The organism is Alkalihalobacillus deserti (genome assembly GCF_020734105.1).
Lineage (GTDB): Bacteria > Bacillota > Bacilli > Bacillales > Bacillaceae_D > Halalkalibacter > Halalkalibacter deserti.
On record NZ_JAJAFR010000011.1, the window covers coordinates 24,996 to 48,656 of the forward strand.

Below are 23,661 nucleotides of genomic sequence, written 5' to 3' on the forward strand. Positions count from 1 at the left end.
AAATCGAATTTATCTATTCGGGTGTAGAAAAGCTATTAACCATGGAAATGCTCATACTTATTGAAAAGGTTAGGAAGGAAGCTATCAATTCCTTCCTAACCTTTTAGTCTGCAAACCTAGAAACCATTCTATCTATTATTATCCATTACCATTAAAGAATGTGACTGTTCTGGAAGTTGGCATTGTAGGTTGAAGTGTCGTACAACGATCTGGGTTGATATCACCTAGAACTGTTACTCCTGCTTGAACAAGCTTTTCTCTTGAAACAGTAATTTGTGTTCTGATAATTACCTTAAACGTAATAGTAGCTAATGATGCAGTCCCAGCAACTGTGATTCCTGGAGTAATGACTGGCTCTAGTACTGCCTCGATAACTGGAACCGTCTCTTGTAAATCATCTCCCACACATGCCCCAGGACATTCCGTTTCTGCCTGAAATGGAAGGTTTAATGAGATAAGTTCATCTACTATAGGGTCATCTATCCCTGCAACATTCAGGGTAGCTGTAACCGGAACAAACCCTGAATTAACAACCTTACCATCTATTAACGTTCCTCTCATTACAATTCCATTAGGATTTGCTGTTACATTTGAGAACGAGATTAAGGTTAGATCTACATCATCTCCAATACCTAATTCAGCAGTTGGTACTCTTAACTCAGCTACTTTTTGTACTGATTTAGTACAAATGACAGATAAAACCTTTAAACATTCCACGCTCGGTTGCGCCATTTTAGGTTGTTCTTTTGGACAACATAAATCAGAGACATTACGATTGTGGTTATTACATGAAAAATCCAAAATAAATCACTCCTTAGATTAAGTTTTATTTGATGAATCTATATATCGTATGAAATAAGGAAACGGCTCGTTCTAGTCATCTTATTCATTTCTTAAAGAAAAAAAAGGGGCACATGTTGTGAGATGTCATCACACCTAAAAGCCCGCTATGCTTGGATTCATAGCGGGCTTTAAACAAAGAAGGAAATTAATATCTTTAGTCTTTGCAATCTTCATTTAAACACGGAAAATCAGTATCTATTTCTTGCTCAGAGTAAAAATCATCTTCGCACGTTTCTTTTTCTCCATCACAAGAAACGATTAAACTTGGATTAAATGGAGATTTGCATCTGTTTTCATTGATATCTCCAATAATCGTAACATTAATAGTACCTAATTTTTCCCTTACTACTGTAGCTTGAATACTTAAGATAACTTTAAATACAATGTTGCACCCTTCATGTCCTTCGTGTGGTATAAATTGTGGAGGCAATACTCCTTCTAAAGAAGGACTCGTGTGTTTTAGTACATCACCTGGACAGATACCATCACAAAAGATTTCTTCCTGAAACGGTAATGTAGTGTTTTTAACAAGTTTTCCATCAACAATAATACTACCTTTTATAAATCCTTGAATGACAATAAGATCCTTTAGAAGTGTGGCATTGATTTGAATACTTGATACTTCAGGGATAAATTGACTGTTACCACTTTTAATCCTTTTTAAAGTTGTCTTGGTATGAGCGATCAGTTTTACTTTTTTAGAACATATCACGGATTGAATGAGGACGGCTTCATTTGTTAGACTAGCATCTTTTTTTGTATTCATTTACTATACCTCCGCAACCATATTTTTAGGCATTGTTATCTTATGACGCTTACCTAAAATGGTCACAATAGAGAATCGATAGCTACTTAGGATTTTCATTAATTTATTAAAGAAAGGTAGTAGTTTTTCTTGTTGATTATACGATTCCATTTGTGAGTACCCACAAAACGTTGATAAATCAATACTTCATGGCTGGCTGTGACACTTGTGTTCACCACGTATTCAAAACCTAACTAATAGAAAAATCTCTCCATGATGATTGGGGGTGCTTACTTATGTTTTGAAACCTAATATAGACAAGTATGAATTAAATTATTGGTCACACTTCTGGTCACAAATCCCACAAAAGGTTTTATAAACTACTCTACCTCCCAATTTTCCTTAACACCTCGTCTAGGCTCCGCCTTCAAAAACTCCACAGGCGATATCCCCTTCTCAAATGTAAACGCATCTCCTTCAATCACAATCACATACTTCCCATTCACTTTCGCAATATGTTGGTTGACTTTCAACAATCGGTGCAGATGCTTCAACGACTTGTTCGATCATCCATTTTTTGGAGATACCGTACTGGTGGCGAACAAACTTCGATGTACTCTTTTTCTTGGATCAGCCTGAATTTTTCTCTTCACTTTTAATATATAGTTCGAGTTAGGGAAAACTATAATTTTATAAGGGAGGTCTTTCATGTTAGAACTATTAAAAAAAGGGAACAAATCTTCTCTAATTGCGTCAATCGTTAACCTTTTTATTGCAGGCATTCGAGGTGGAGCATGGTTTGTCACAGGCAATACCGCCATGTTTGCCGAGTTTATGCACGCCTTAGCAGATTCAGCTAACCAAGGCTTTGTCTATATTGGGACAGCACTGTCAAAAAAACCACCGACTCCTCGATTTCCAAATGGTTTCGGTCGAGTTGTTCACCTTGTATGTCTTGCTGCGGTGTTAGTTGTTGCGATTATGTCTTATGAGACGGTAAAAGAAGGTGTTCATCACCTCCTTCACCCGACTGAGAGTGGAGGCCTTTTCCTTCTCCTCACTGTTTTTATCGTTGGTGTTATATTAGAATTTTTTGTTCTTTACAAAGCAATGAATTATGTTCTTAAAGAAGCTGGAGTCGAAAAGACAGGTTTTCAAGTTATTTTCTTAAGTTTCAAACACCTAAAAAAAGCCTCCCCCGCTACAAGACTTGTATTTATGGAAGATTTAGTTGCTTCTTGTGGTGGACTCTTGGCTATAATTGCTGTTCTTACTAGTCACTTTACTCCATTTAAACAAGCTGAAGGTGTAGCCTCAGTAATAATTGGCTTATCGATGTTTTACGTTGTAAGCCGAGTCTTTATGGATAATGTAACAGGTGCGATTGGTGAATCAGATCCAGAAATGGAAGCACGTATTGGAGAACTTGTCATGCAAGACTCGAGTGTCAAAGATGTACAAAAAATTGTTGTTATTCGCGAAGGAGAGGAACTGCATGTAGAACTCGAAGTTGAAGTAGATCCAAGCCTATCTATAGCCCAAGCAGATGATATTAAAGATCGTTTAGAGACTAAGATACTCACTCACGAAAGTGTTACAGATGTGATAATTGCGTTTGATGAGACAGATAAAGTTAATCACTGGGCGAAGAAAAAAGGTCAACTAGAAAAGAAGAAATAATACCATAATCAGATTCCTTTTTGAAATCTGATTATGGCAAACCCCGTTCTGTATTCAATAACTTAGCTTACCTCCCAATCTTCCTTAACACCGCGTCTAAGGGCTCCGGCTTCAAAAACTCAACCGGCGAAACCCCCTTCTCAAACGTAAACGCATCTCCTTCAATGACAATCACATATCTTCCGTTCACCTTAGCAATATGCAGTGATTCACCGAAATCAGACAACATCGCCTTCACATCAATATGGTCAAGCTTTAGCTTCAACTCGATTTCTGGCTGATGCTCGACGATTGGTGCAGATGCCTCCACGACTTGCTCTGGGGTCCATTTCTCCTGCATTTCTCTTACAGGTGTGTTTGACCAAGCTTCAATGTACTCTTCTTCTTTAATCCGCTCAGGACTCTCCTCCTGGTACGTTTCAGCAATGTGCTGCTGGGCGATTTGCATCACTTGGGTTTTGACGATTTCTGGCATTGACTGATGGTACTCGACGAATTTTAAAAAGTCTTCAAAATAGCGAGCGTGAGAGGATTGATGAATCTTTAGCTCCCACTCTTCCGTCATTCCTTCTTCAGGCATGTAAGGATATTGAATCGATTTCATATTCTTAGTTGTGATCGCTCTTTCAACTTGACGGATCATTGTTTTTTCATCTGTAATGGTCGCAACTTTTTGTTCGAAATCACATTTTAAAATAAAGACAAATGGATCATCAAAGTATTTGTTGAATTTAGCTCGTAATACCAATAGCGCTCCACCACGAATTGCGCTCGTGTCCATATAAGCTCGTACTAGTTCCTCACTATTTGTTTTAAATTCTTCTGATGACTCTGCCCTACGTATACGATTGAACATATTGTAATTGGGGTTTGTATTTAAATCATATCCTGGTTCCACAATAAAACGACCAATTTTTGTTGGTACTTGTTCTGATTTTGCGTTACGTTCTACTTTCCGCTTGGCGACTTTCATTAATTCACCATCTAAAAAGTCTTTAAGCGCACTATCAACATACTTAGCTTCATCTAATGTTTGATAATGCTTATATGTTTTATCGGCCTGTTCTCCTTGACCATCTACTTGAATAACAAAAAAAGATAAGTACTGTATTGCAAAATCCACCATATTCATCACCTTTTATCATATTTCTCAATTTAAAATAACTTTCGTATTATACATCGAATGATTACAATAACACAAAAGAGACACGCTTGTGCCTCCTTTCCTTTATAAGATTGATTTTCAACCTTTAGTGGGTGCGAACCCCAATTCATAATAATACATATTCATTTTACAACAGCAGGATGATAAGAATGACTAAAGATAGAAGCTACCTCACTCATACGTTTGCTAATTGGTAGACCCATATCACGTCAATTAAGGCTATTTTTATTTCTCCCTTTTACAAATCGATAGGCCAAATAAGTAATATAAAGTGGCGTAGCAATATAAATTAAATATGGAAATGAACCGTAAGTCCCCTTAAAAATGATGTATAAGGCACAACCAAGAAAAACAGTTACAATTGTTCCGTATTTGGGTAAAGGAACGTCTTTCAAACTTGGGATTCTAACCTTACTTACCATTAAAAAACATAAGGATGTGAATAGAACTGTCGTGATAATGTTTGGAATCCACTCCCCGAAAAGCGTTAGCAAAGCCAATATTCCACCAGCAGCGGTTATAGGGACACCAACAAAGTAATTCTGTGAAGATTTGTTCGAGCTTATATTAAACCTAGCTAATCGATAAGCACCAAACAAAGGAAACAGTCCTGCAATCATCATACCAATTAATCCAAATTGATAAAAATATGTATAATACACTAGAAATGAAGGGGCGACACCAAACGTAACAATATCTGCTAAGGAATCTAATTCCTTTCCTAATGCACTATCGGCTTTTAACATTCTAGCTAATCTACCGTCCATACTATCTAGCATCATACCGATCAAAATCAAAATGGCTGCGTTTTTGTATTGACCATTAGCCGCATACCCAATCGATAAAAACCCGCAAAATAAATTTCCTAAAGTGAAGATATTCGGGATACTCTTTGTAAACCGCAGAATCATCACGCTCCTTTTAATTGTTCTTATTAAAAAATTTCAAAAAACACAGTGAATCTTTGCAATCTCTATAGATGGATGTAAGCTTATTCAGGTTCTAAAATATTTATCGTTTTACCACCGGTTTATTTTCTCCATCTTGATCATTGTTATCATAATTGTACTTAATAATTATGTTAAATTCCCCAGAAAATCCTCGCCTGATATGATTGTCTGCCCTCCTCCTTGGACAAGGAACTCGTTTCCTTTACCTTCGTGCAAGCTTTTACAATTCTTTATAAGGTCGATTGACAAAAACTCTCTCATAGCTGAACCTTTTTGTAACAAATGTCTTGCTTCAAATGAAATAGGAGCTTATCTTCCATTTCCTCTAACTGTTTTTCTAAGTGCTTTTCACTCTGAAGAAGTCTTTTAATCGCTTTACTTATTTCGTTTTGTGGGGCGCTTACTAATTAAGTTAACTCTGTTAACACTTCTTGTTTTTGAGCAAACTGGGCTAACACTCGGTTGCCGCAAACGAATAGTCGAACATTCCCTTTTATTAGTACTTGATTTCCTTCTAACTGCAAATCTTGATTTATGTAATGTCGAATCTCCATCAACTTTTTGCATCCAATTCAGGTTCATTTGCTAATAAACCCTCATCATGCGACACGTCACCGCCTGTTGGATAAAAGGCAATACCACATGCCATTTTCCATCTAAGGTCGCTACCTTTTCAATTCTTGCCGTAAATTCTTTTATGTATTGATCTATGTAAAATAATGGTTGTTTCATGAATCCTCTCCATCCATTCTAAAAAAGATTGACTATCTACATAGTAGCATTAAATATCACATGAATAAATATTTAGTCTTTAAGAGATACTCTTCTTGAAAGGGGTGTTTTAATTGACACAAAACATTGGAGAAATTATGTCAAAAGACGTTATAACCATTAATTCTGATCAATCTATTCAAGAGGCAGCAACATTGATGAAGAACAATGATATTGGCTCAATTCCAGTTGTGAAAAATGGTGAACTTGTAGGGATTATTACAGATCGTGACATAACACTACGTTCAACTGCTATTGGTCAAGATACTCATGTTGCTGTTGAAGATTGCATGTCAACAAACCTAACTGTTGCATCACCATCAACGGATCCACATGAAGCTGCAAACATGATGGCACAGCATCAAATCCGTCGCTTACCGGTTGTTGAAAATGGTCAGATTGTTGGAATGATTGCGATTGGTGATTTAGCGGTTGAAAATATTTATGAGAATGAAGCTGGCGAAGCGCTGTCTGAAATCTCCGAGAGAGATCATAATTAAAAAGCAAATCAATACCTAGCCCCACTTCTGTAGTGGGGCTTTTTTCTAGTTTCATTTCAAACGACCTACAATATATTCCCTTACAATTATTCAATAACATGAGGAAAGCAGCTTGAACATTGTTCAAGCTGCTAAATCCATCCTTATTTATTTATTTAAACCACTAAATTGTTGTTCGGCTTGTTGAACAAGTCGTTTAGTAATTTCTCCACCAACAGAACCGTTAGAGCGAGCTGTTTCGTCTGAGCCTAAACGAACCCCGAATTCTTGTGCAATTTCATACTTCATTTGATCAAGAGCTTGTTCAACTCCTGGTACCAGAAGCTTATTGCTACTGTTGTTGTTTGCCATCCTGTATCACCTCACTTTAATATTGTATTACTATCTTTTGTAACAGGGGCATTCTTATGTAATGAAAAGACTGGTAATATAGTTAACTACTTCCTTTATTACGTAATAAGAAAACTGCAGGGGCAGTTTTCGATTAGCCTTCTTATACTTCATTAAAAAATCGATCAAATTTTAAAACTCATATCTTTTAAAATAAGACCCTAGCTAAGCTAGGATCTTATACACTGCAGACTTCCATTATGTGTAAAGCAGTTTGATACGTATGTTAGTTGTTGTTGTTGTTATTGTTGTTGTTGTTATTGTTGCGATTGTTACGGTTATTACGGTTGTTTAGATCTTGTGCGTCGTTTTCATTTGCAAATTCAACATTTGCATTTTCCAATTCAGCATTGTTGTTGTTGTTGTTATTATTATTGTTTCTGTTGTTGTTGTTGTTGTTGTTGTTATTGTTATTGTTTCTGTTAGCCATTAGTGGTCACCTCCTTTACCAAGCTTATTATTACCGAACTTCTTAATTCCATTCCTTTTTTTTTAGTGATTTTTGGAAATGACTATGAATATGGTTAGAAGCATGTTATTTTTTCTATGTCTTGTCTTTGCTTACATAGACTCTTATGCTCATTGAATCTTGTTGATCCTTTTTCAATCATCGAGATATACCACTCAATTAAGACTGCTTATCGATACACCCAAACTTTTATTTTAATGTTAATAAATGGCAATCTCTAAACATAAGACACATGATATAATTTGGTTATTATTATTTCGTATATAGAAAGAAGGAGTACTCATGCAAGCTCAGCAATCAGAACAAATAGCCACACGTTTACATGAACAAAAAACTGCTTATCGGATCTTACTAATTATTGGATTTGTTCACCTGCTCAATGATTCTATTCAAGCTCTAGTCCCTGCTATGTTCCCTATATTACAGCGATCAATGGGACTGTCATTTACTGAATTAGGACTTATTGCATTCGCATTGAACCTTACGTCATCGCTTATTCAACCTGTTGTTGGTACATATACAGACAAGAAACCAACACCTTATGCTTTACCAGTCGGATTATGCTTCACCTTCCTAGGAGTGCTTGGAATAGCTTTTGCTTCCTCGTTTTGGTTTATCGTTATCTCTGTTATTTTTATCGGACTAGGGTCCGCTACCTTCCATCCTGAAGGCTCGCGAGTTGCTTACATGGCCGCCGGAGGACGTCGTGGACTAGCTCAATCCATTTACCAAGTGGGCGGAAATGCCGGTCAGGCTTTGGCACCATTAATCACAGCTTTAATTCTTGTTCCTCTTGGTCAATTCGGTTCTATATGGTTTACATTCGTAGCAGCACTTGCCATCGGTCTTTTAGTTTACATTGCGCGCTGGTATGATGAGCAAGTTTCCATAACTGCGACACGTTCTATTAAAAAAGGGAAAACAACGCAACAAAAAGGTAAGCAAAAAAAGATCGTCTTTGCTATTTCTTTACTGATATTTTTAGTCTTCGCTCGTTCATGGTTTCATGCTGGTATGACAAACTTCTATGCTTTTTACGTTATTAATCAATACGAGACAACGATTGGGCAAGCGCAAATATATTTATTTATCTTTTTAGCTGCTGGGGCAATAGGAACATTTGCAGGTGGGCCTCTTGCAGATCGCTATGGCAAAAAAAACATCATCATGTTATCGATGCTAGGCTCAGCACCTTTAACACTAATACTGCCACATGTCGGTCCTATTCTTGCCTATCCATTCGTTTTCATAATCGGTTTTATTATTTTATCAAGCTTCTCTGTTTCTGTCGTATACGCTCAGGAACTTGTCCCAGGAAAAATTGGGATGGTATCAGGCCTTATTGTCGGGCTGGCCTTTGGTATGGGGGCAATCGGATCTGTTGCTCTTGGTATATTAGCAGACGTTATTGGGTTAAATAATACGATTCTTTTCACCGTTACACTTCCATTGATAGGAATATTAACCTTCTTTTTACCTTCAGATCGATGGATTGAGGAGAATAATAATTTATTATAAGGGAAACCGCAAAGCGTTCTTTTCTTCTAAACACATTAATGTACTCATTTAAACTTTCCTATCTTATTAAAAAACAGCTTGAACATTCCATAAGGGAAATGTTCAAGCTGTTTCATTATTTTAACTAAGAATCACCAAACTGTGTTCCTAATTTTGAACTAGACGCTTAGTGATTTTGCCACCAACAGAGCCGATTGAACGTCCTGTTGCATCGGCATCTAGTTGAACACCTAACTTATGTGCAACTTCACGCTTCAGCTGTTTGCCATTCTGCCCACAGCGCTTTCCTATTAATTATGTCTGAGTTTAGGATAATAATATACAAACAATCATAAGGTTGTTTTGTCATATTTCTCAGCAGGAAAAACGCAGTCTTGCTCAAGGACATTATCTAAGTTCTTTAACTCTAATTCTTGAAACTTGTTCACCATTTTCATACGATCAATCGTCAATATTGCTTCTTCTAATGAACAGCGTACATCGACTTGGCAATTAATTGCTGCAAGTTCTCTACATAAATGCAACATCTTTAAATCAGTTTCAATTTTTTGTCTTTGCGATTTCGTTAAACTAGATAAATTTTCTAAAATGCCCTCAATATTCTTATGTGTTTGAAGCAATCGTAACGCCGTCTTCTCACCGATTCCCTTTACACCCGGATAATTGTCACTGCTATCCCCCATCAATGCTTTTAAGTCAATCATTTGCATAGGGTTAATTCCTTTTTCTGTAAAAAAGACCTCTTCATTATAAACGGCATAATTTCCATATCCTTTTTTCAAAAGAATAACCGTCACATTTTTTGATAGGAGTTGTAAAATATCTTGATCACCTGTTAATATCATTACTTCTGAATGTTGACTTAATTCACTTGATAACGTTCCAATACAGTCATCAGCTTCAAAACCAACCAATCCAACATTAGGTATATTTAGCTCCTCAACAACTTCTTTAACTAAATCAAATTGTGGAATTAACTCTACAGGTGGTTCTCCTCTATTTGCTTTATAGTTAGGATACATTTCCGTTCGATAAGTGGTGCTTCCCATATCCCAACAACAAATTACATGTGTAGGTTTATGTGTATTTATGGCCGTGAATAAATGCTTTACAAATCCATGGATAGCATTGGTTGGAATACCTTTACTGTTTACCATATAATAACCACTCATAGCGGTAGCGAAAAAAGCTCGAAACAACAGAGCCATTCCATCTACTAACATCACTTTATTTTTTTTCATTCCAACAACCTCTCCCTTAAAAAGGAAAAGACATGTGACCACACATGCCTTTCCACCACTTTTTATTTTGTTAAATATCGACAACGGTACACCTAAATCTGCCAACATCCCTTGTCCATTTACCAGTACCTTTTTGACCAGCAGGAAATAGTGTTTTTCCTCTTTTAACGTCAATTTTAGAGAAAACATGCTGTGATTTCCACCTAAATAGTGTATTAATCTATTAGTAAAATTTCCCGAGGTGTTTTAAGTTCAACGAATTCTTCAATCATAAAAGTACCAACAAGGTTCCGATCTTGATTAGTATCATTAATGTTCTCAACAGTTTCAGCTTAAATGTCGAAGTTGGAAACAGACTATCCTTTACTTTCAAAATTCAAAGCTAAACTTCGTCCCATTACATCTAAAAACTCCGATCTGAATCTTGAGATAAACTGGTACTTCCCTTCTATACTCTAGTTGAAATTGGCCACCAATGGAATCCATCCTGCGCTAATAAATCGTCGGCTTCTTTCGGACCCATTGAGCCAGATTTATACGATGCTAAGGCTACGTCTTTACTTTCCCAGGCTTTTGAGATGGAATCAATAAATGTCCAAGATAAATCAACTTCGTCCCAGTGTGCAAAGTTCGTAGCATCTCCTTGAATGCAGTCATAAATCAACCGTTCGTATGCTTCAGGTGTATTAGACGTATCGACACAATCATGGCAATAATCCAATTGAACCGGTGTCGTTTCACCAGAAGTACCAATCTTCTTCCCATTCAAATGCAGAGTAATCCCTTCATCTGGCTGAATGGAGATGATTAATAAATTCGAGTTCATCTGTTCATTTTCACTATAGTAGAGATTCATCGGTCTATCTTTGAATTGAATCACAATTTTAGTAGACTTTTCACTTAGACGTTTTCCCGTTCTAATGTAAAAAGGTACTCCCGCCCATCGATGATTATCAATCAGTAACTTCCCTGCAACATAGGTCTCTGTAATCGATTCAGCATCAACATTTTTTTCTTCACGATAACCCTTGAGGTTATTTCCTTGAATCGTACCACCTTCATATTGACCTCTAACAAAATACTCAGGCGTTTGTTCAGGTGTGAAGTCTCTCAATGCACGTAGTACTTTAATTTTTTCACTTCTGATCTCATCCGTTGTTAATCTGATGGGAGGGTCCATTGCAAGTAAAGACACCATTTGCAACATATGATTTTGAACCATATCGCGCAATGCTCCAGATGTTTCATAGTATCCACCACGATCTTCAACCCCTAGAGTTTCACTAGAAGTGATTTGAATGTTAGATATATATTGGTTATTCCATAGTGGCTCAAAAATTGCATTAGCAAAACGAATGACTTCAATATTTTGAACCATGTCTTTGCCTAAATAATGATCAATTCGATAAATTTCATCTTCAGAGAAAGCTTGACGAATTTCATTATTTAACTTCTCTGCTGACTGTAGATCACGGCCAAATGGTTTTTCAATGATCAACCGTGTCCAACCGATTGTTTCGGTCACCTTTTCTTCCTTTAAACTTCGTGCAATTGTTCCAAAATACTCTGGAGACATTGCCATATAAAAAATTCGATTTCCAGGTATGTTATAATCGCGCTCTAGTTGTTGAAGTATCGAGTCTAAATCTCGATAGGAATCTTTATTTGTGACATCAAAAGGTAAATAATAGAAATGAGAAATGAATTTTGAAACTAAATCCTCACTTTCTTCTTTTGGTAAAGAGTTACTAACTGCCTCTCTTAAGACTTCATTTGTCCAGTCTCTTCTAGCAACCCCTACAACAGCGAATCTGTCGGAAAGTTTTCCAGCTTTATATAACTTGAAGATAGATGGGAATAATTTTCTTTTGGCTAAATCCCCCGTTACACCAAAAATAACTAAAGTTGTTTCAGGTTTGTATGTGGTTTTCATTTTATTCCGGCCTCTCTTTTTGCTTAGTTCCTTTTTTATTAATATAAAAAAAGTAACTCAAATCGACATATAAAGTCAAATTTCTTAACTTCACCTTACTTTACTGTTATTAATCGCTCGTTTCAACCTATATTTCTCATCTTTTATTTGAGATAACTAAATTAAACGTATTCATTTCAGTATTTAAGACACCATTTTATAGAGATTTAGTTTAATTTAGAAGCAAGTAATCATCTATTTGATTCTTGATAAGATTAAAAGAAATCATCCTATTTTGTGATTACATTTTCCGCTAACTCTTATAGAGCTTGTTCAAAAAGGGCGGTCTTCCCTTTTTGAACAAGCTCGAAGCAATGAGCGAAGCCACTGCAATGTTTTAAGTCGATCCGAGTGGTTTTCTTGGATAGACGCGCAGTGAGTGAAGCCATTGCAACTCCGCATTAGGAGAGAGGATATTAAAGGCTCAAAAAGGGCGGTCTTCCCTTTTTTAACCAAGCTCTTATAGATAATTCTTCACCAAAAAGTGTAGCTTCAGTCTTATTTCTCAATAAATTAAGAAACACTTTCTGAATTATCCTAACTACCCTTAAATTTTTATTGAGTATTGAATACTTGATTAACAATAAATTATTATTTCATTATACCGTTAAATTAAATGATTATGTATAACCATTTAATTTTTTGCATAATAAGAATAGTTATCCGAAGAATTAATCGATAGGAAAAAAGTCAGTTCTAGAGGCCACTAAAACGACTTTCACCTTTTTCAGTGGCCTTTAGTTTTATACCTTTTCTGCTCATAGCAATCAACACAGTCATTGCCATTGGAGTGAGAAGTGTCTTACTCCTTAAAGCCAATTCAGTTGCGGTTTTTTTCTATACACTAATGCCTTTGTCGCAGGAAATATCGTTTTATTTTTGACATCGAAGAACGATGTTTCCCATTCTTCCTTTAAACTCTGTTAATAAACGTTCATGTTCATCAAGAATATCAAATAATTGTGGATCCATATCAATACTAAGTTCTAACTCATTCACTTTACTTATCTCTTGAACAGTAAGATTCAGTTTCTCTATCTGTTTGAAACCTGCTTGATCAAGATAGACTTTCCAATCGTTTTCTACATTGCATTCAATAAAACCGTAAAATGCTTTTAGTGTATCAATTTCCCAATCAGCTAATTTCTCTAGTAATATCAGTTCATTTAATATAAGAGTTCCACCTTTTTTTAAAACTCTGTTACATTCATTTAATGCTTTTTTAATGCTTACAAATGCAAGAACGGATTCTATTAGAACATAATCAAATGAATCACTTTTATATGGCAATTGTTCAATCGATCCCTCAACTAACTTAATAGAGGATGACTTTTTCCCAATCCTCTCCCTCGCTTTTTCCAACATTATAGGATGTCGTTCAATAGCGAATACTTTACAATTAAATGCTTTAGATAGATAAGAAGCTGTTTCTCCCGTACCGCAACCAACATCTAAGATTTTCGTTTTAGAGTCTATGACCTCCCTATTAAAAATCGCTTCTGTCGTTGCTTTTCCTCCTGGGTGAGCACTATTAATCGTAAACTCGGCTAAAAAGTCGATATAGCTAAGATTATTCATCCCATCATTCCCACTTTCATTCTTTTCCACATTCTATGTTCATTTTTTTAGCTGGTTCCTTCGTGACTATTGCTGAATTCAAGAAAAACTAGGTAAATTCACAAACAAATCACTCTTTATAAAAATACAATGATCATGAACGTCTAGATATTGCAGAAGGGAGAGAATGCTTTGTCTTACTATGATCTTTGTTGCCTTTATCGAGGAAAAGTTGTAACAATTACTTGTGTTGATGGCAAAACGTATTCAGGAACCATTACAAATGTAACGAAAACTCATGTTTACCTCCAACCGACTGGTGGAAGCCACTTTGGTGGATTCGGCTATGGCTGGGGTTACGGTCGCTGGGGCTGGGGCTTTCCAATCGCATTAGCTGCAATCGGTGGTTTTGCTTTAGGTGCTGCTTTATGGTGGATCTAGAATGAACCTTTAATCTAAAAAGCTTGTCGAGTGAATAACTCGACAAGCTTCAACCTATAACTTTAGTATCCGTATCCACCATATTCGTATCCAGGTGCGTAATCAGCGCTATATTCCGTTCCTAACCAACTAGCCCCGACAATTACTAATAAAATAAACAAAACTACAATCAATGAGAAACCACCTGTATAACCTGCTCCTGTTGACATAAAAACACTCCTTTCAATTCGCGAAGCTAACCTTCACAATTCCTAGCCTATGCAAAAAGTCATTTCTCGTTTGGGCTCTTTCCTACTTTCTTCAATAATTCCTTTACTAATAACTGATACTGCTATAGCTATATGAGAAGGAATTATATTTCATAAACATTCAAAATCGATAATCCATACAAAAACACTTTGAGAAATCCACCTATTCTTTTGTACTTCTATAGAAATTCAAAATTAATTATATGCTGAAATGACGATATGTAAAATTAATTAAATGGAAATAAGGATACACCTATGTCGCATCCTCTTACATGGATTCTATATCGACACTGTCTATGTATTCCATTTGCTTGAGTGCATAGTAAACATCGGTTGTATAAGTTTTCTCATTTACTAAAAGCAGCAAATCCATTTGCTTTGCTGTTGAATCTTTTAGATCTTTCACTCTTACTTTTCTAGCTTTCATATCTTGACGTTTCATGTTCTTTAAAATCTCAGTTAATTGATGTTCAGATTGGACAATAACTCTCGCTTTAAGCTCTTTTTGTCGAAGTGCTTTTGGACCAATAAATTTAAATAAAAACGGTAGAAATTCCACACTTATTAATAATAATACAGTTGCTATAACAGCCTCTAACCAAAAACCTGCACCACAAGCAATACCAATACCACCTGCACCCCATATCATGGCAGCCGTTGTCAATCCAGAAATCATATCATTGTTTCGTCTCAAGATAACACCTGCACCCAAGAACCCGATACCAGAAACGATCTGCGCTGCAAGTCTAAGCGGATCCATTGGTTTACTATAAGCAACTGCATATTGTTCCGCTCCTAGGATCGAAACATGCGTAAGCAGACAACTCATGATCCCAATAACTAAACAAGTCTTTAACCCTAATGGCTTTCTTTTAAGTTCTCTTTCTAACCCGATAATAATACAAAGAAATATTGCAATAGCTAATTTAAACAAAAAACTATTTAGTTCAATTTCAACAAACATTTGATTCCCCCAACCTTTTTCTATAAATAATTTATTCTCCATTTTATAATCCATTTCCTCTATATTAAGGAAAAAAGTCCTACTCACATGAGCAGGACCTCCTCTTTATCTAGCCTGAATAAACATTTGTACCCAAGCACCATGATAGAAACCGACACCAATCGTATCATATTCTGGTTTCAAAATATTTTGTCTATGACCTGGTGAATTCATCCAGTCTTTCATTACTTGCTCAGGGGTTGTTTGTCCTTTTGCGATATTTTCACCAGCTGTCCGGTAACTTATGCCGAATGAACGAAGCATATCAAATGGCGATCCGTAGTTTGGACTATTGTGAGAGAAATAATTAGAGTTAATTAAATCCTGTGCTTTTTTGTGTGCAACATTTTTCACATCAGCTCGATGTTGAAGCGGATTTAATCCACGTTGACGTCTTTCTTGGTTAACAAGAGCCACCACTTGGTCTTCAAATGCACTATGATGAGAAGCTTCTGGTTTTAAACGAATGACCTCACCAACTTGCATATTTGTTGGGACAACATCAGGATTTAAACGCATTAACTCCTTGTAATCCAACCCATACCGCTTCGCAATAAACCAAAATGAATCACCTTTTGATACCTTATAATGTGAAAAAGGTGGTTCGTTGAACATTTTAATTGCCGCATCTGCTGTTGGTTGTAAAGAGAGAATGGACATCACAAGAACAACTGCAATCATTAATCTTTTCATTTTGTTACCTCCGCATAATGTTTTGTTCAAGCTTATTTTCTCTAGCTTGCTCAAAACGATACACGTAATAGCAAAGTTTTTTAGTGATACTAGTTATTTTGATCTTGTATAAGATGCCACTACCGTTTCGTGACAACTAAAGAAATAGCAAATCCCTTTAAATAGCTCTTCTTAGATATTATACGTAAATCAGCTTGTTCAATGGAATGTTGCGTCTTTCGGTTAAGTTGACAGCCATCACAAATTTTGCTCCAAAAAGGGGTTAACCACTTTTGTAGTTTTGAATAAAAGGCCCCTTCCATTTGAACATGTTCTAAAACTAATATTGTTCCATTCGGCTTTAAAACTCTCTTCATTTCTCGTAATACTTGCTCTTGATTGTCCACCGAACAAAGCACGAGTGTAATCACAATCGTATCAAAGTATTCATCAGGGAATGGAATTGCTTCAGCTTTCTTCTCGATAATTTTTATAGGGACTTGAGCTAAATTCCTTCTTCTTTCTGCTCGTTGAATCATATAGTGATTAGGTTCAACAGCAATCACTTCAATACATTCACGATAAATCGGAAAATTAATTCCCGTTCCTGATCCAATTTCCAAGACCATCCCTTTTGCATGTTGAAGCAGGTCTTTTCTCCAGCTATTAATAAGTTTTCGTTCCAGTAAATCCATCATTAAATCATAATAACTTGCAAATAATCTTTTCATCTTTCTCCTAACTGGACTGTTTTAGGCAGTGCTCAATATTCAAAGAAGGTGACTCTATGTCACCTTCTTTGATTAGAAATTAAAATGATCTGGGTCCGGTCCGACTCGCTCATTTTTATTTAGAGAACTAATTACTTCCATGTCCTTTGTTGATAGAGAAAAGTCAAAAATTGCAGCATTATCAATAATACGTTGTTCTTTTACTGATTTAGGAATTGTAACAACTTCATTTTGAAGATCCCATCTTAAAATAACTTGAGCAGCAGACTTGTTATATTTCGCTGCAATTTTTAAAATCTTATCTTCCGTTAAAAGCTCTCCTCGTTTTAATGGGGACCAGGCTTCTAATTGAATTCCTGCATTTTTACAAAAAGCCAAGAGCTCTTGTTGAGCTAAATGTGGATGATACTCGACTTGATTGACCATCGGCTTAATCTCAGCGTCTTTTAAAAGATCTTCTAAATGGTGCACATGAAAATTACTTACACCAATAGCTTTCACTCTTCCATCTTTATAAAGTTTCTCCAGAGCTTTCCAAGTCTCTTTATACTTCCCTGCAACTGGCCAATGGATTAAATATAGGTCTAAGTAATCAAGTCCTAATTTATCTAAACTTAAATCAAAAGCTTGTAATGTCGTTTCATACCCTTGGTCTGTATTCCAAACTTTGGATGTAATAAATAATTCTTCTCGAGCAATTTCTGCTGCTTTTACTGCTTGTCCAACGCCTTCTTCATTTTGATAGACCGCAGCCGTATCAATACTACGATATCCTGCTCTTATAGCCGAAGTAACAGCATCAATTACTTCTTCACCGTTATCGGCTTTATAAACGCCCAATCCGAACCAAGGCATCTTTACACCATTATGTAATGTAGTTGTCTCTTGTAAACTTGTTAACATTGTCTTTCCTCCTCTTATGTTCGTCTTTTACATTATCTACTATATTTAATTAAAATCAAAACGATACGCTCTTATCTTGCAGTATACGTCTCATTTGAAACATTCGACAACAACGGACTTAATCGATTAAGGTAAATTAAATCCAGTGAATGCATCGCTCTTGTACAAATCGTATATAGCAATTTTCGTTCGCTCTCATCATAATATTCCAATTCAGAGACGTTATAAATAATAACGGCGTCGAATTCTACTCCTTTAGCAAGGTATGAAGGAATAATTAAGATCCCTGATTCATAACCAGTTGAATCTTTTCTCATTAAACGGACGTTAAGATGGTCTATCATTTCTGCATAAACATGTTCACTTTCTTTTGCTGTTTTACATATGACGGCAATAGTACGGTACTCGCTACGTAATTCAATCAAGCGTGATAGCAAAATTTTCGTAAGTTCATTTGAGTTGGCTGCTTTTGCAACGGTTGGCCTCTTTCCATTTCGATTAAAGGGATCAATTTCAGTACTAAGAATCTGTCTAGCAAAATGAATAATTTGACGAGTTGACCGATAACTTTGTGTTAACTCGTATTTCTCAATGTCTTCATGCTTGTATAAAGATTCTAACGCAGGAAAACTACTGATGGTGGAATGAGGGTAAATGGATTGATTAAAATCACCAAGAACCGTCATTTTAGCACGCGGAAACATGTTCTTTATAAAAGCAAATTGAAAAGGTGAGTAATCTTGTGCTTCATCAATAAATACATGCTTAATCGTTGTATTCACATGGAAACCTTCAAGTTTCCCTTTTAAATATAAATAAGGCGTTGCATCCTCATATGGAAAAATAAACTGGTTAATTTGCTGGATAGTTATTAAGCAAATTTCCGGCCACTGATCCGTTGAGAACAAGCTATTTTGCTTTGTTTTAAACAGGTTTAAATAAATCGATGTTGCGTCCAGAAATTGAAGGTGATTAATGATACGTCTAACCTTTTTTAATCTCCGCTTTACAACAAGAGCACGCAATAACTCATGCGCTCGGTCATATTCATAAAAGTCATCTGATTCTTTCTTTTTTTCCTTCTCAACTTTTTGATGAACTTTTAGCAAAATCTCATCGTCTAATAGATCAACTTCTTGATCAACCCACTCTTTTTTCTCCTCTTCGATTTCAAATGACCTGACTTCTTTTAACAAGCGTTCTGCTAACATATTCATCCGGTTTGGAATCGTTATTGAATGATCCAATTCATAGAAATATTGATAAAGTTTTTCTTTAGAAAATAAGGTATTTCCACGGAAGATGATGTCCTTAAAGATCAATCCTTCAACATGTAATGAACGAATGACTTGATCGATAAAATGAATATAATCCAAAGAAGACTTTACTTTTATAGCTTCTAAGCGCGCTGAATAGAAAGAATCTGTTTTTTCTGTTAATACATATTCCATCTGGCTAAATGGATCTTCAAGTTGCCACTCTTCACCAAGACGATGTTCTAAGTATGCTTGAAAAGTTGTCTGTTGCATGTTCTCCTCTCCTAACTCTGGTAGGACAGTGGAGATATAACTGTTAAATAATGGATTCGGTGAAAATAAAACAATTTCATCCGCTAAAAGCGTATCGCGGTACCGATAAAGTAAGTAAGCCACTCTCTGTAAGGCAGCTGACGTTTTTCCACTACCAGCCACTCCTTGAACCATTAAAAGGCGACCGCGTTCATTTCGGATAATCTGATTTTGTTCTTTTTGAATGGTGGCAACAATGTTCTTCATTTGCGAATCTGACTCATTCCCTAATACCTCTTGCAGAAGTTCATCGCCTATTGTAATACCAGTATTAAACATATGTTTTATTTGACCATCTCTTATGATAAATTGCTTTTTGATCTCTATTTCACCAGAGATGATTCCAGATGGTGTTTCATAACTTCCCTGTCCCGGACCGTAGTCATAATACAAACTTGAAATAGGAGCGCGCCAATCATACACATAAAAGTCAACACCTTCTTTATCAGCAAAAGACGCAATTCCTATGTAGATCGCCTCTGAGTCCTTTTCTTCCTTTTCTAAAAAGTCAATTCTCCCGAAATATGGCGAGTATTTTAATTTATGTAAGTTTTTTAATTGATTAAGATCATGACGATGACTTCTTTCTCTTTCGGACATTAATTCAGTCTGCTGTTTTATACTTGCAAACGTCTCAGCAGCTTCTTCAGCGTTATCAAAATTAACAGTTACATCTTCCCAAAACTTTTTTCTTATATCGATAACATCTTCTTTAATATCACCAAGTTTTTGTCTTAACTCTTTTCCTCTCTTTTGAATTTCAGCTACAACTAGATCAACTCGTTGTTGTTCCCGATACCAGTCAGAATGATTTTTCATTCGCCCACTCCTATCTATGGAATGTTTCTTTCTCCTTGTGGTATATACAAATTTCAATAAAGATATGCATAGTTCCTTCTTCTAGTGGTTTTTTCTATGAATAAAAGCTTCCTTCTCGTACACGATAAGAAAAAAAGGAGACTTCTGATGAAGACTGACAATTATGTAGAAGACTGTCTTAAACGTGTACAATCAACTGTTGATCAAGCGCTTACCGAATTAATGGAAGTAAAGATGATTCGCGAAAATGACCCTACGGAATTTCCTTACCTACAAAATAAACTAAATGAGCTTGAAGTTGAGGTCTCTTCTCTTTTAGAGAATAACCAGGACGATAGCCATCTATCAAGATTGCAAGAAGCACAAAAAAAGCTCAATGAAGTCCAAGACATAATGGTAAGAGGGATATAAAAGAATATAGTGACACTTCCTTGTCATTTAGGCAGGTAGGTGTCCTTTTATTTTTTATTATGCACCATAGTACGGGGTGAGCGAGTGATGAGGCCTGAACTAGTCTGGTGTTCAAAATAAGGGATTGACGTCCGAACTTACCCTTTTGGGTGTCAAAGCGGAGATTAACGACCGAACCTGCCTTTTTGGTGTGTATTGGGCGTTCATACGGGGGATTAACGACCGAATCTGTCTTTTCGGTGTGCAATGGGCGTTCATACGGGGGATTAACGACCGAATCTGCCTTTTTGGTGTGTATTGGGCGTTCATGCGGGGGATTAACGACTGAATCTGTCTTTTTGGTGTGTATTGGGCGTTCATACGGGGGATTAACGACTGAATCTGTCTTTTTGGTGTGTATTGGGCATTCATACGGGGGATTAACGACCGAATCTGTCTTTTTGGTGTATATCGGCGTTCATGCGGGGGATTTAAGCCTAATTTGTCTTTTGTGTGTAGATCCGCTAAATAACCATAAAAAATCAAGTATAAAACCTATGCAGTTTTACACTTGATTTCATCATTCAACTGACTACTTGCTCTTATATCCTTCTGTGTATTACATACTCTTATCTTATACCAACCTGTTAACCGTTCATCATCCTACTTATAATACTGATCAAACCATTCCTTCGCTTGATCCACTTCTTCTCTCACAAGCTGATGACCGCCATTCACCCAAAATTCAGTGACAATTGCATTCGCTTCTTGTAAATTTATAACCAATTCTTGCGTTTCTTTTAAGGGAATCAGTGGATCTTGTTTACCAGCACCAATGAAAACAGGTGTGTTGGTGAGATCAGGTAGGGCAACTCCGCGACGTGGAACCATTGCATGAAATAAAATAGCACCATTTAAAGCTTGTTCATGATGATACATCATACTAGCTGCTATGTTCGCACCATTTGAGTACCCGATTGCCACAACTTTATTGCGTTCAAACTGATATTTTTCAGCACTGTCATTCACGAACTCATTTAACTCTTTTGTTCTGAAAATGAGATCCTCCTCATCAAATACACCCTCGGTTAAACGACGGAAAAAACGTGGCATCCCATTTTCTAATACATTTCCTCTTACACTCAAAATGGCTGCTTCAGGGGCAATCATTTCCGCTAGAGGCAAGAGATCCTGTTCATTTCCACCTGTACCATGAAGTAATAGAAGAATAGGTGCATCCTTTTTCTTTCCTTCAATAAATAAATGCTTCATTGTAAATTCTCACTCCTTTGTGTCTAATAGTTTTAATTTCGCTTCTATTTCCGCCCTTTGATTTTCAAAATATGGTGGTAATGCAAGGTTCTGTCCGAGTGTTTCGAAAGGCTCATCTCCTTCAAACCCAGGACCATCTGTAGCAAGCTCAAATAAAATGCCATTTGGTTCACGAAAATAAAGCGAACGGAAATAATATCTCTCAACAAAACCAGAATTAGCTAAGCGAGAATTCTTTAAATGTTCAACCCATTTTCTAAGTTCTTCCTCAGTCTCTACACGAAAGGCTACGTGATGAACACTGCCACGACCTGGACGCTCTCTTTGAACATCTGCTTTTTCTTCAAGGTGGATTTCTGCCCCAGTCCCACCTTCCCCCGTTTCAAATACTCGGATTGGGCTCTCGCCTTCAATATCGGAGTTATAGGATTCTTTTTCACGGTATCCCATAACATCAGTCAAAACTTTTGCTGTACTATCAGGACGAGCAATGGTTAATCTCACTGGACCCAATCCTATAATTCCGTGTTCAACCGGTACTGGGCTATTTTCCCATGGTTTTCCTCCGGCTACTCCGTCATTTGTTTCATCAGAAACTAACTCAAGTCTTTGGCCTTCAAAATCACGAAAGAAAAGTGTTCTTCGACCGTACTTTGTTTTAATTTCATCATGTTCAACCTGATGTTCTTCTAAACGATTTTTCCAATACGCCAATGATTCATCCGTTGCAACGCGTAAAGATGTTAGAGAAATACTATTTGCGCCATGGTACGTTTGTCCAGCATGTGGGATTTCAAAAAAAGTTAAATCCGTACCTGGATTTCCTCTTTCATCTGCATAAAATAAATGATACACAGATGTATCATCTTGATTGACTGTTTTTTTTACAAGTCGAAGCCCAAGCACCTTTGTATAAAAACGATAATTTTCTTTGGCATTTGCTGTAATAGCTGAGACGTGATGCTGACCTAGCAATGGTTTTAAGTTCACAGATCATTCCCCTTTCGTATTGTGTTGAAGTTTTTTTAATAGTCCAAGAAGCTGTTTTTGTTCTTCTTTATTGAGTGTTTTAAATTGTGATGCTTGAAATTGTTCTTGTTCGGGGACAACTTCCTCGTATAACTGTTGTCCAGCAGCAGTTAAAGAAATGTGCTTAGTACGCCACTCCTGCTTTCTCTCAATCAAACCAGATTTCTCCATCTTCACAAGCATTTGAGTAATGTTCCCCTTACTAACAAGTAACTTGTCGGCAAGTTCTTGTTGTGACAACGGTTGATGTACACCAACTTGCACAAGTAAATCAAATTGGGCAATGCTTAGCCCCCACTTTTTTAAATGTTGATTGGATAAGCGATTACTCCCGTTATAAAACCGTGCTAAACGAAACCACAAAAGTAGGCCTAACCGAATTTCTTGTAATTTTCCGGGATCTTTGATCAAGGGCCTATCACTCCTTTATGAATCTGCTATCAGTTTATAACTAAACTGATAAAAAGTAAAGTTATTCAACTAACTTTCTAAAAGTAACTATAATAAAGTGTTGGAAACATCTATGTATTTGTAACCTTAATAAATATTTTCCCAATTCAACCATTGATAAACCTTTCTGAGATAAGGACTTAAAGCTAGGGTAAACCCAAAATCAGGGGGCAGGTCATGTTCTAACATTTTGTCAAAATTTCCTTATGGCTGATAATTTTATCGGATAGAACGTTCCTTGAATCAACTTACAATTAAAGCAAGGTTAGAAGAGTAAGACGCTTGACCGTTAAATTAGACAGAAAAAGAAGGTAAGCACCTACTAGTGGCTCAC

Annotated in this window: 28 protein-coding genes; 6 read left to right on the plus strand and 22 right to left on the minus strand. The window is 36.4% G+C overall.

Going from position 1 to position 23,661, the window contains the following annotated elements:
- Positions 1-138 precede the first annotated feature (138 nt).
- The 3 genes from LDX58_RS17305 to LDX58_RS17315 all read right to left on the minus strand — a co-directional run bounded on the left by LDX58_RS17305 (position 139) and on the right by LDX58_RS17315 (position 2,094).
- A complete protein-coding gene (locus LDX58_RS17305) occupies positions 139-801 on the minus strand; it encodes a hypothetical protein (protein ID WP_227938075.1) in 663 nt (220 codons plus the stop codon).
- A 196-nt stretch (positions 802-997) separates the two neighbouring features.
- The gene (locus LDX58_RS17310) at positions 998-1,609 is read right to left on the minus strand and encodes a hypothetical protein (protein ID WP_227938076.1); all 612 of its coding nucleotides are present in this window, start codon (positions 1,607-1,609) and stop codon (positions 998-1,000) included.
- A gap of 359 nt (positions 1,610-1,968) precedes the next feature.
- Positions 1,969-2,094: a DUF3900 domain-containing protein gene (locus LDX58_RS17315; protein ID WP_372459236.1), complete on the minus strand. Its 126-nt coding sequence runs from the start codon at positions 2,092-2,094 to the stop codon at positions 1,969-1,971.
- A 202-nt stretch (positions 2,095-2,296) separates the two neighbouring features.
- Here LDX58_RS17315 and LDX58_RS17320 point away from each other — a divergent pair, with 202 nt between their 5' ends.
- Positions 2,297-3,268, plus strand: a complete 972-nt coding sequence (locus tag LDX58_RS17320; RefSeq protein WP_227938077.1) for a cation diffusion facilitator family transporter — start codon at positions 2,297-2,299, stop codon at positions 3,266-3,268.
- Positions 3,269-3,335: 67 nt separating this feature from the next.
- On the opposite strand, the gene LDX58_RS17325 is transcribed toward LDX58_RS17320, so the two are convergent.
- From LDX58_RS17325 to LDX58_RS17340, 4 genes are all read right to left on the minus strand, one after another.
- On the minus strand, positions 3,336-4,391 hold the full coding sequence (locus LDX58_RS17325) for a DUF3900 domain-containing protein (protein WP_227938078.1): 1,056 nt from the start codon (positions 4,389-4,391) through the stop codon (positions 3,336-3,338).
- A 251-nt stretch (positions 4,392-4,642) separates the two neighbouring features.
- The gene (pssA, locus tag LDX58_RS17330) at positions 4,643-5,338 is read right to left on the minus strand and encodes a CDP-diacylglycerol--serine O-phosphatidyltransferase (protein WP_227938152.1); all 696 of its coding nucleotides are present in this window, start codon (positions 5,336-5,338) and stop codon (positions 4,643-4,645) included.
- Positions 5,339-5,790: 452 nt separating this feature from the next.
- Entirely contained in the window at positions 5,791-5,940 is a 150-nt protein-coding gene (locus LDX58_RS17335; RefSeq protein WP_227938079.1) for a hypothetical protein, read from the minus strand.
- A gap of 28 nt (positions 5,941-5,968) precedes the next feature.
- Positions 5,969-6,115 (minus strand): hypothetical protein, encoded by a 147-nt coding sequence (locus LDX58_RS17340; protein WP_227938080.1) that lies wholly within the window; start codon positions 6,113-6,115, stop codon positions 5,969-5,971.
- A 113-nt stretch (positions 6,116-6,228) separates the two neighbouring features.
- Between LDX58_RS17340 and LDX58_RS17345 the strand changes: the two genes are divergently transcribed.
- Positions 6,229-6,654: a CBS domain-containing protein gene (locus tag LDX58_RS17345; protein WP_289623514.1), complete on the plus strand. Its 426-nt coding sequence runs from the start codon at positions 6,229-6,231 to the stop codon at positions 6,652-6,654.
- Between the two features lie 147 nt (positions 6,655-6,801).
- On the opposite strand, the gene LDX58_RS17350 is transcribed toward LDX58_RS17345, so the two are convergent.
- Together LDX58_RS17350 and LDX58_RS17355 are read right to left on the minus strand one after the other, a co-directional pair.
- Positions 6,802-7,005 (minus strand): alpha/beta-type small acid-soluble spore protein, encoded by a 204-nt coding sequence (locus tag LDX58_RS17350; RefSeq protein WP_227938081.1) that lies wholly within the window; start codon positions 7,003-7,005, stop codon positions 6,802-6,804.
- Between the two features lie 265 nt (positions 7,006-7,270).
- Positions 7,271-7,474 (minus strand): hypothetical protein, encoded by a 204-nt coding sequence (locus tag LDX58_RS17355; protein ID WP_227938082.1) that lies wholly within the window; start codon positions 7,472-7,474, stop codon positions 7,271-7,273.
- 321 nt (positions 7,475-7,795) lie between these two features.
- On the opposite strand from LDX58_RS17355, the gene LDX58_RS17360 reads away from it, so the two are divergent.
- Positions 7,796-9,031 carry an MFS transporter gene (locus tag LDX58_RS17360; RefSeq protein ID WP_227938083.1) on the plus strand — a complete coding sequence of 412 codons (1,236 nt, stop codon included), beginning with the start codon at positions 7,796-7,798 and terminating at the stop codon, positions 9,029-9,031.
- A 147-nt stretch (positions 9,032-9,178) separates the two neighbouring features.
- On the opposite strand, the gene LDX58_RS17365 is transcribed toward LDX58_RS17360, so the two are convergent.
- The 4 genes from LDX58_RS17365 to LDX58_RS17380 form a co-directional block, all read right to left on the minus strand.
- Positions 9,179-9,322 (minus strand): small, acid-soluble spore protein, alpha/beta type, encoded by a 144-nt coding sequence (locus tag LDX58_RS17365; protein WP_227938154.1) that lies wholly within the window; start codon positions 9,320-9,322, stop codon positions 9,179-9,181.
- 38 nt (positions 9,323-9,360) lie between these two features.
- Positions 9,361-10,272, minus strand: coding sequence for a 5'-3' exonuclease (locus LDX58_RS17370; RefSeq protein WP_227938155.1), 912 nt, complete (start codon positions 10,270-10,272; stop codon positions 9,361-9,363).
- Positions 10,273-10,720: 448 nt separating this feature from the next.
- Positions 10,721-12,205, minus strand: a complete 1,485-nt coding sequence (zwf, locus tag LDX58_RS17375) for a glucose-6-phosphate dehydrogenase (RefSeq protein WP_227938084.1) — start codon at positions 12,203-12,205, stop codon at positions 10,721-10,723.
- A 912-nt stretch (positions 12,206-13,117) separates the two neighbouring features.
- Positions 13,118-13,822 carry a class I SAM-dependent methyltransferase gene (locus tag LDX58_RS17380; protein WP_227938085.1) on the minus strand — a complete coding sequence of 235 codons (705 nt, stop codon included), beginning with the start codon at positions 13,820-13,822 and terminating at the stop codon, positions 13,118-13,120.
- A 171-nt stretch (positions 13,823-13,993) separates the two neighbouring features.
- On the opposite strand from LDX58_RS17380, the gene LDX58_RS17385 reads away from it, so the two are divergent.
- Positions 13,994-14,242 (plus strand): hypothetical protein, encoded by a 249-nt coding sequence (locus tag LDX58_RS17385; protein WP_227938086.1) that lies wholly within the window; start codon positions 13,994-13,996, stop codon positions 14,240-14,242.
- 62 nt (positions 14,243-14,304) lie between these two features.
- On the opposite strand, the gene LDX58_RS26800 is transcribed toward LDX58_RS17385, so the two are convergent.
- The 6 genes from LDX58_RS26800 to helD all read right to left on the minus strand — a co-directional run bounded on the left by LDX58_RS26800 (position 14,305) and on the right by helD (position 20,186).
- Positions 14,305-14,451 carry a YjcZ family sporulation protein gene (locus LDX58_RS26800; RefSeq protein ID WP_372459233.1) on the minus strand — a complete coding sequence of 49 codons (147 nt, stop codon included), beginning with the start codon at positions 14,449-14,451 and terminating at the stop codon, positions 14,305-14,307.
- A 307-nt stretch (positions 14,452-14,758) separates the two neighbouring features.
- The gene (locus LDX58_RS17395) at positions 14,759-15,454 is read right to left on the minus strand and encodes an MgtC/SapB family protein (RefSeq protein ID WP_227938156.1); all 696 of its coding nucleotides are present in this window, start codon (positions 15,452-15,454) and stop codon (positions 14,759-14,761) included.
- Between the two features lie 105 nt (positions 15,455-15,559).
- The gene (locus LDX58_RS17400; protein WP_227938087.1) at positions 15,560-16,186 is read right to left on the minus strand and encodes a CAP domain-containing protein; all 627 of its coding nucleotides are present in this window, start codon (positions 16,184-16,186) and stop codon (positions 15,560-15,562) included.
- Positions 16,187-16,305: 119 nt separating this feature from the next.
- Entirely contained in the window at positions 16,306-16,896 is a 591-nt protein-coding gene (locus LDX58_RS17405) for a class I SAM-dependent methyltransferase (protein ID WP_227938088.1), read from the minus strand.
- Positions 16,897-16,968: 72 nt separating this feature from the next.
- Positions 16,969-17,799, minus strand: coding sequence for an aldo/keto reductase (locus tag LDX58_RS17410; protein WP_227938089.1), 831 nt, complete (start codon positions 17,797-17,799; stop codon positions 16,969-16,971).
- Positions 17,800-17,870: 71 nt separating this feature from the next.
- Positions 17,871-20,186 carry an RNA polymerase recycling motor HelD gene (gene helD / locus LDX58_RS17415; protein ID WP_227938090.1) on the minus strand — a complete coding sequence of 772 codons (2,316 nt, stop codon included), beginning with the start codon at positions 20,184-20,186 and terminating at the stop codon, positions 17,871-17,873.
- Between the two features lie 147 nt (positions 20,187-20,333).
- Between helD and LDX58_RS17420 the strand changes: the two genes are divergently transcribed.
- Together LDX58_RS17420 and LDX58_RS17425 are read left to right on the plus strand one after the other, a co-directional pair.
- A complete protein-coding gene (locus LDX58_RS17420) occupies positions 20,334-20,597 on the plus strand; it encodes a DUF2524 family protein (RefSeq protein WP_227938091.1) in 264 nt (87 codons plus the stop codon).
- Between the two features lie 149 nt (positions 20,598-20,746).
- Positions 20,747-21,151: a hypothetical protein gene (locus LDX58_RS17425; protein WP_227938092.1), complete on the plus strand. Its 405-nt coding sequence runs from the start codon at positions 20,747-20,749 to the stop codon at positions 21,149-21,151.
- A gap of 88 nt (positions 21,152-21,239) precedes the next feature.
- Here the strand turns inward: LDX58_RS17425 and LDX58_RS17430 are convergent, their stop codons facing one another.
- From LDX58_RS17430 to LDX58_RS17440, 3 genes are read right to left on the minus strand one after another with little or no spacing between them, the layout of a single operon-like run.
- Positions 21,240-21,848: an alpha/beta hydrolase gene (locus tag LDX58_RS17430; RefSeq protein WP_227938093.1), complete on the minus strand. Its 609-nt coding sequence runs from the start codon at positions 21,846-21,848 to the stop codon at positions 21,240-21,242.
- Positions 21,849-21,857: 9 nt separating this feature from the next.
- Entirely contained in the window at positions 21,858-22,838 is a 981-nt protein-coding gene (locus tag LDX58_RS17435) for a ring-cleaving dioxygenase (RefSeq protein WP_227938094.1), read from the minus strand.
- A 3-nt stretch (positions 22,839-22,841) separates the two neighbouring features.
- Entirely contained in the window at positions 22,842-23,285 is a 444-nt protein-coding gene (locus LDX58_RS17440) for a MarR family winged helix-turn-helix transcriptional regulator (RefSeq protein WP_227938157.1), read from the minus strand.
- Between the last annotated feature and the right edge of the window lie 376 nt (positions 23,286-23,661).

Coding starts and splice junctions, on each gene's coding strand:
- LDX58_RS17380 (WP_227938085.1), bottom strand. CDS start 13,822: ATGAATAATCTTAGCTATATCGACTTTTTAGCCGAGTTTACGATTAAT.
- LDX58_RS17320 (WP_227938077.1), top strand. CDS start 2,297: ATGTTAGAACTATTAAAAAAAGGGAACAAATCTTCTCTAATTGCGTCA.
- LDX58_RS17350 (WP_227938081.1), bottom strand. CDS start 7,005: ATGGCAAACAACAACAGTAGCAATAAGCTTCTGGTACCAGGAGTTGAA.
- LDX58_RS26800 (WP_372459233.1), bottom strand. CDS start 14,451: ATGTCAACAGGAGCAGGTTATACAGGTGGTTTCTCATTGATTGTAGTT.
- LDX58_RS17420 (WP_227938091.1), top strand. CDS start 20,334: ATGAAGACTGACAATTATGTAGAAGACTGTCTTAAACGTGTACAATCA.
- LDX58_RS17360 (WP_227938083.1), top strand. CDS start 7,796: ATGCAAGCTCAGCAATCAGAACAAATAGCCACACGTTTACATGAACAA.
- LDX58_RS17430 (WP_227938093.1), bottom strand. CDS start 21,848: ATGAAGCATTTATTTATTGAAGGAAAGAAAAAGGATGCACCTATTCTT.
- LDX58_RS17310 (WP_227938076.1), bottom strand. CDS start 1,609: ATGAATACAAAAAAAGATGCTAGTCTAACAAATGAAGCCGTCCTCATT.
- LDX58_RS17340 (WP_227938080.1), bottom strand. CDS start 6,115: ATGAAACAACCATTATTTTACATAGATCAATACATAAAAGAATTTACG.
- LDX58_RS17410 (WP_227938089.1), bottom strand. CDS start 17,799: ATGTTAACAAGTTTACAAGAGACAACTACATTACATAATGGTGTAAAG.
- LDX58_RS17405 (WP_227938088.1), bottom strand. CDS start 16,896: ATGAAAAGATTATTTGCAAGTTATTATGATTTAATGATGGATTTACTG.
- LDX58_RS17395 (WP_227938156.1), bottom strand. CDS start 15,454: ATGTTTGTTGAAATTGAACTAAATAGTTTTTTGTTTAAATTAGCTATT.
- LDX58_RS17400 (WP_227938087.1), bottom strand. CDS start 16,186: ATGAAAAGATTAATGATTGCAGTTGTTCTTGTGATGTCCATTCTCTCT.
- LDX58_RS17355 (WP_227938082.1), bottom strand. CDS start 7,474: ATGGCTAACAGAAACAATAACAATAACAACAACAACAACAACAACAAC.
- LDX58_RS17370 (WP_227938155.1), bottom strand. CDS start 10,272: ATGAAAAAAAATAAAGTGATGTTAGTAGATGGAATGGCTCTGTTGTTT.
- zwf (WP_227938084.1), bottom strand. CDS start 12,205: ATGAAAACCACATACAAACCTGAAACAACTTTAGTTATTTTTGGTGTA.
- helD (WP_227938090.1), bottom strand. CDS start 20,186: ATGAAAAATCATTCTGACTGGTATCGGGAACAACAACGAGTTGATCTA.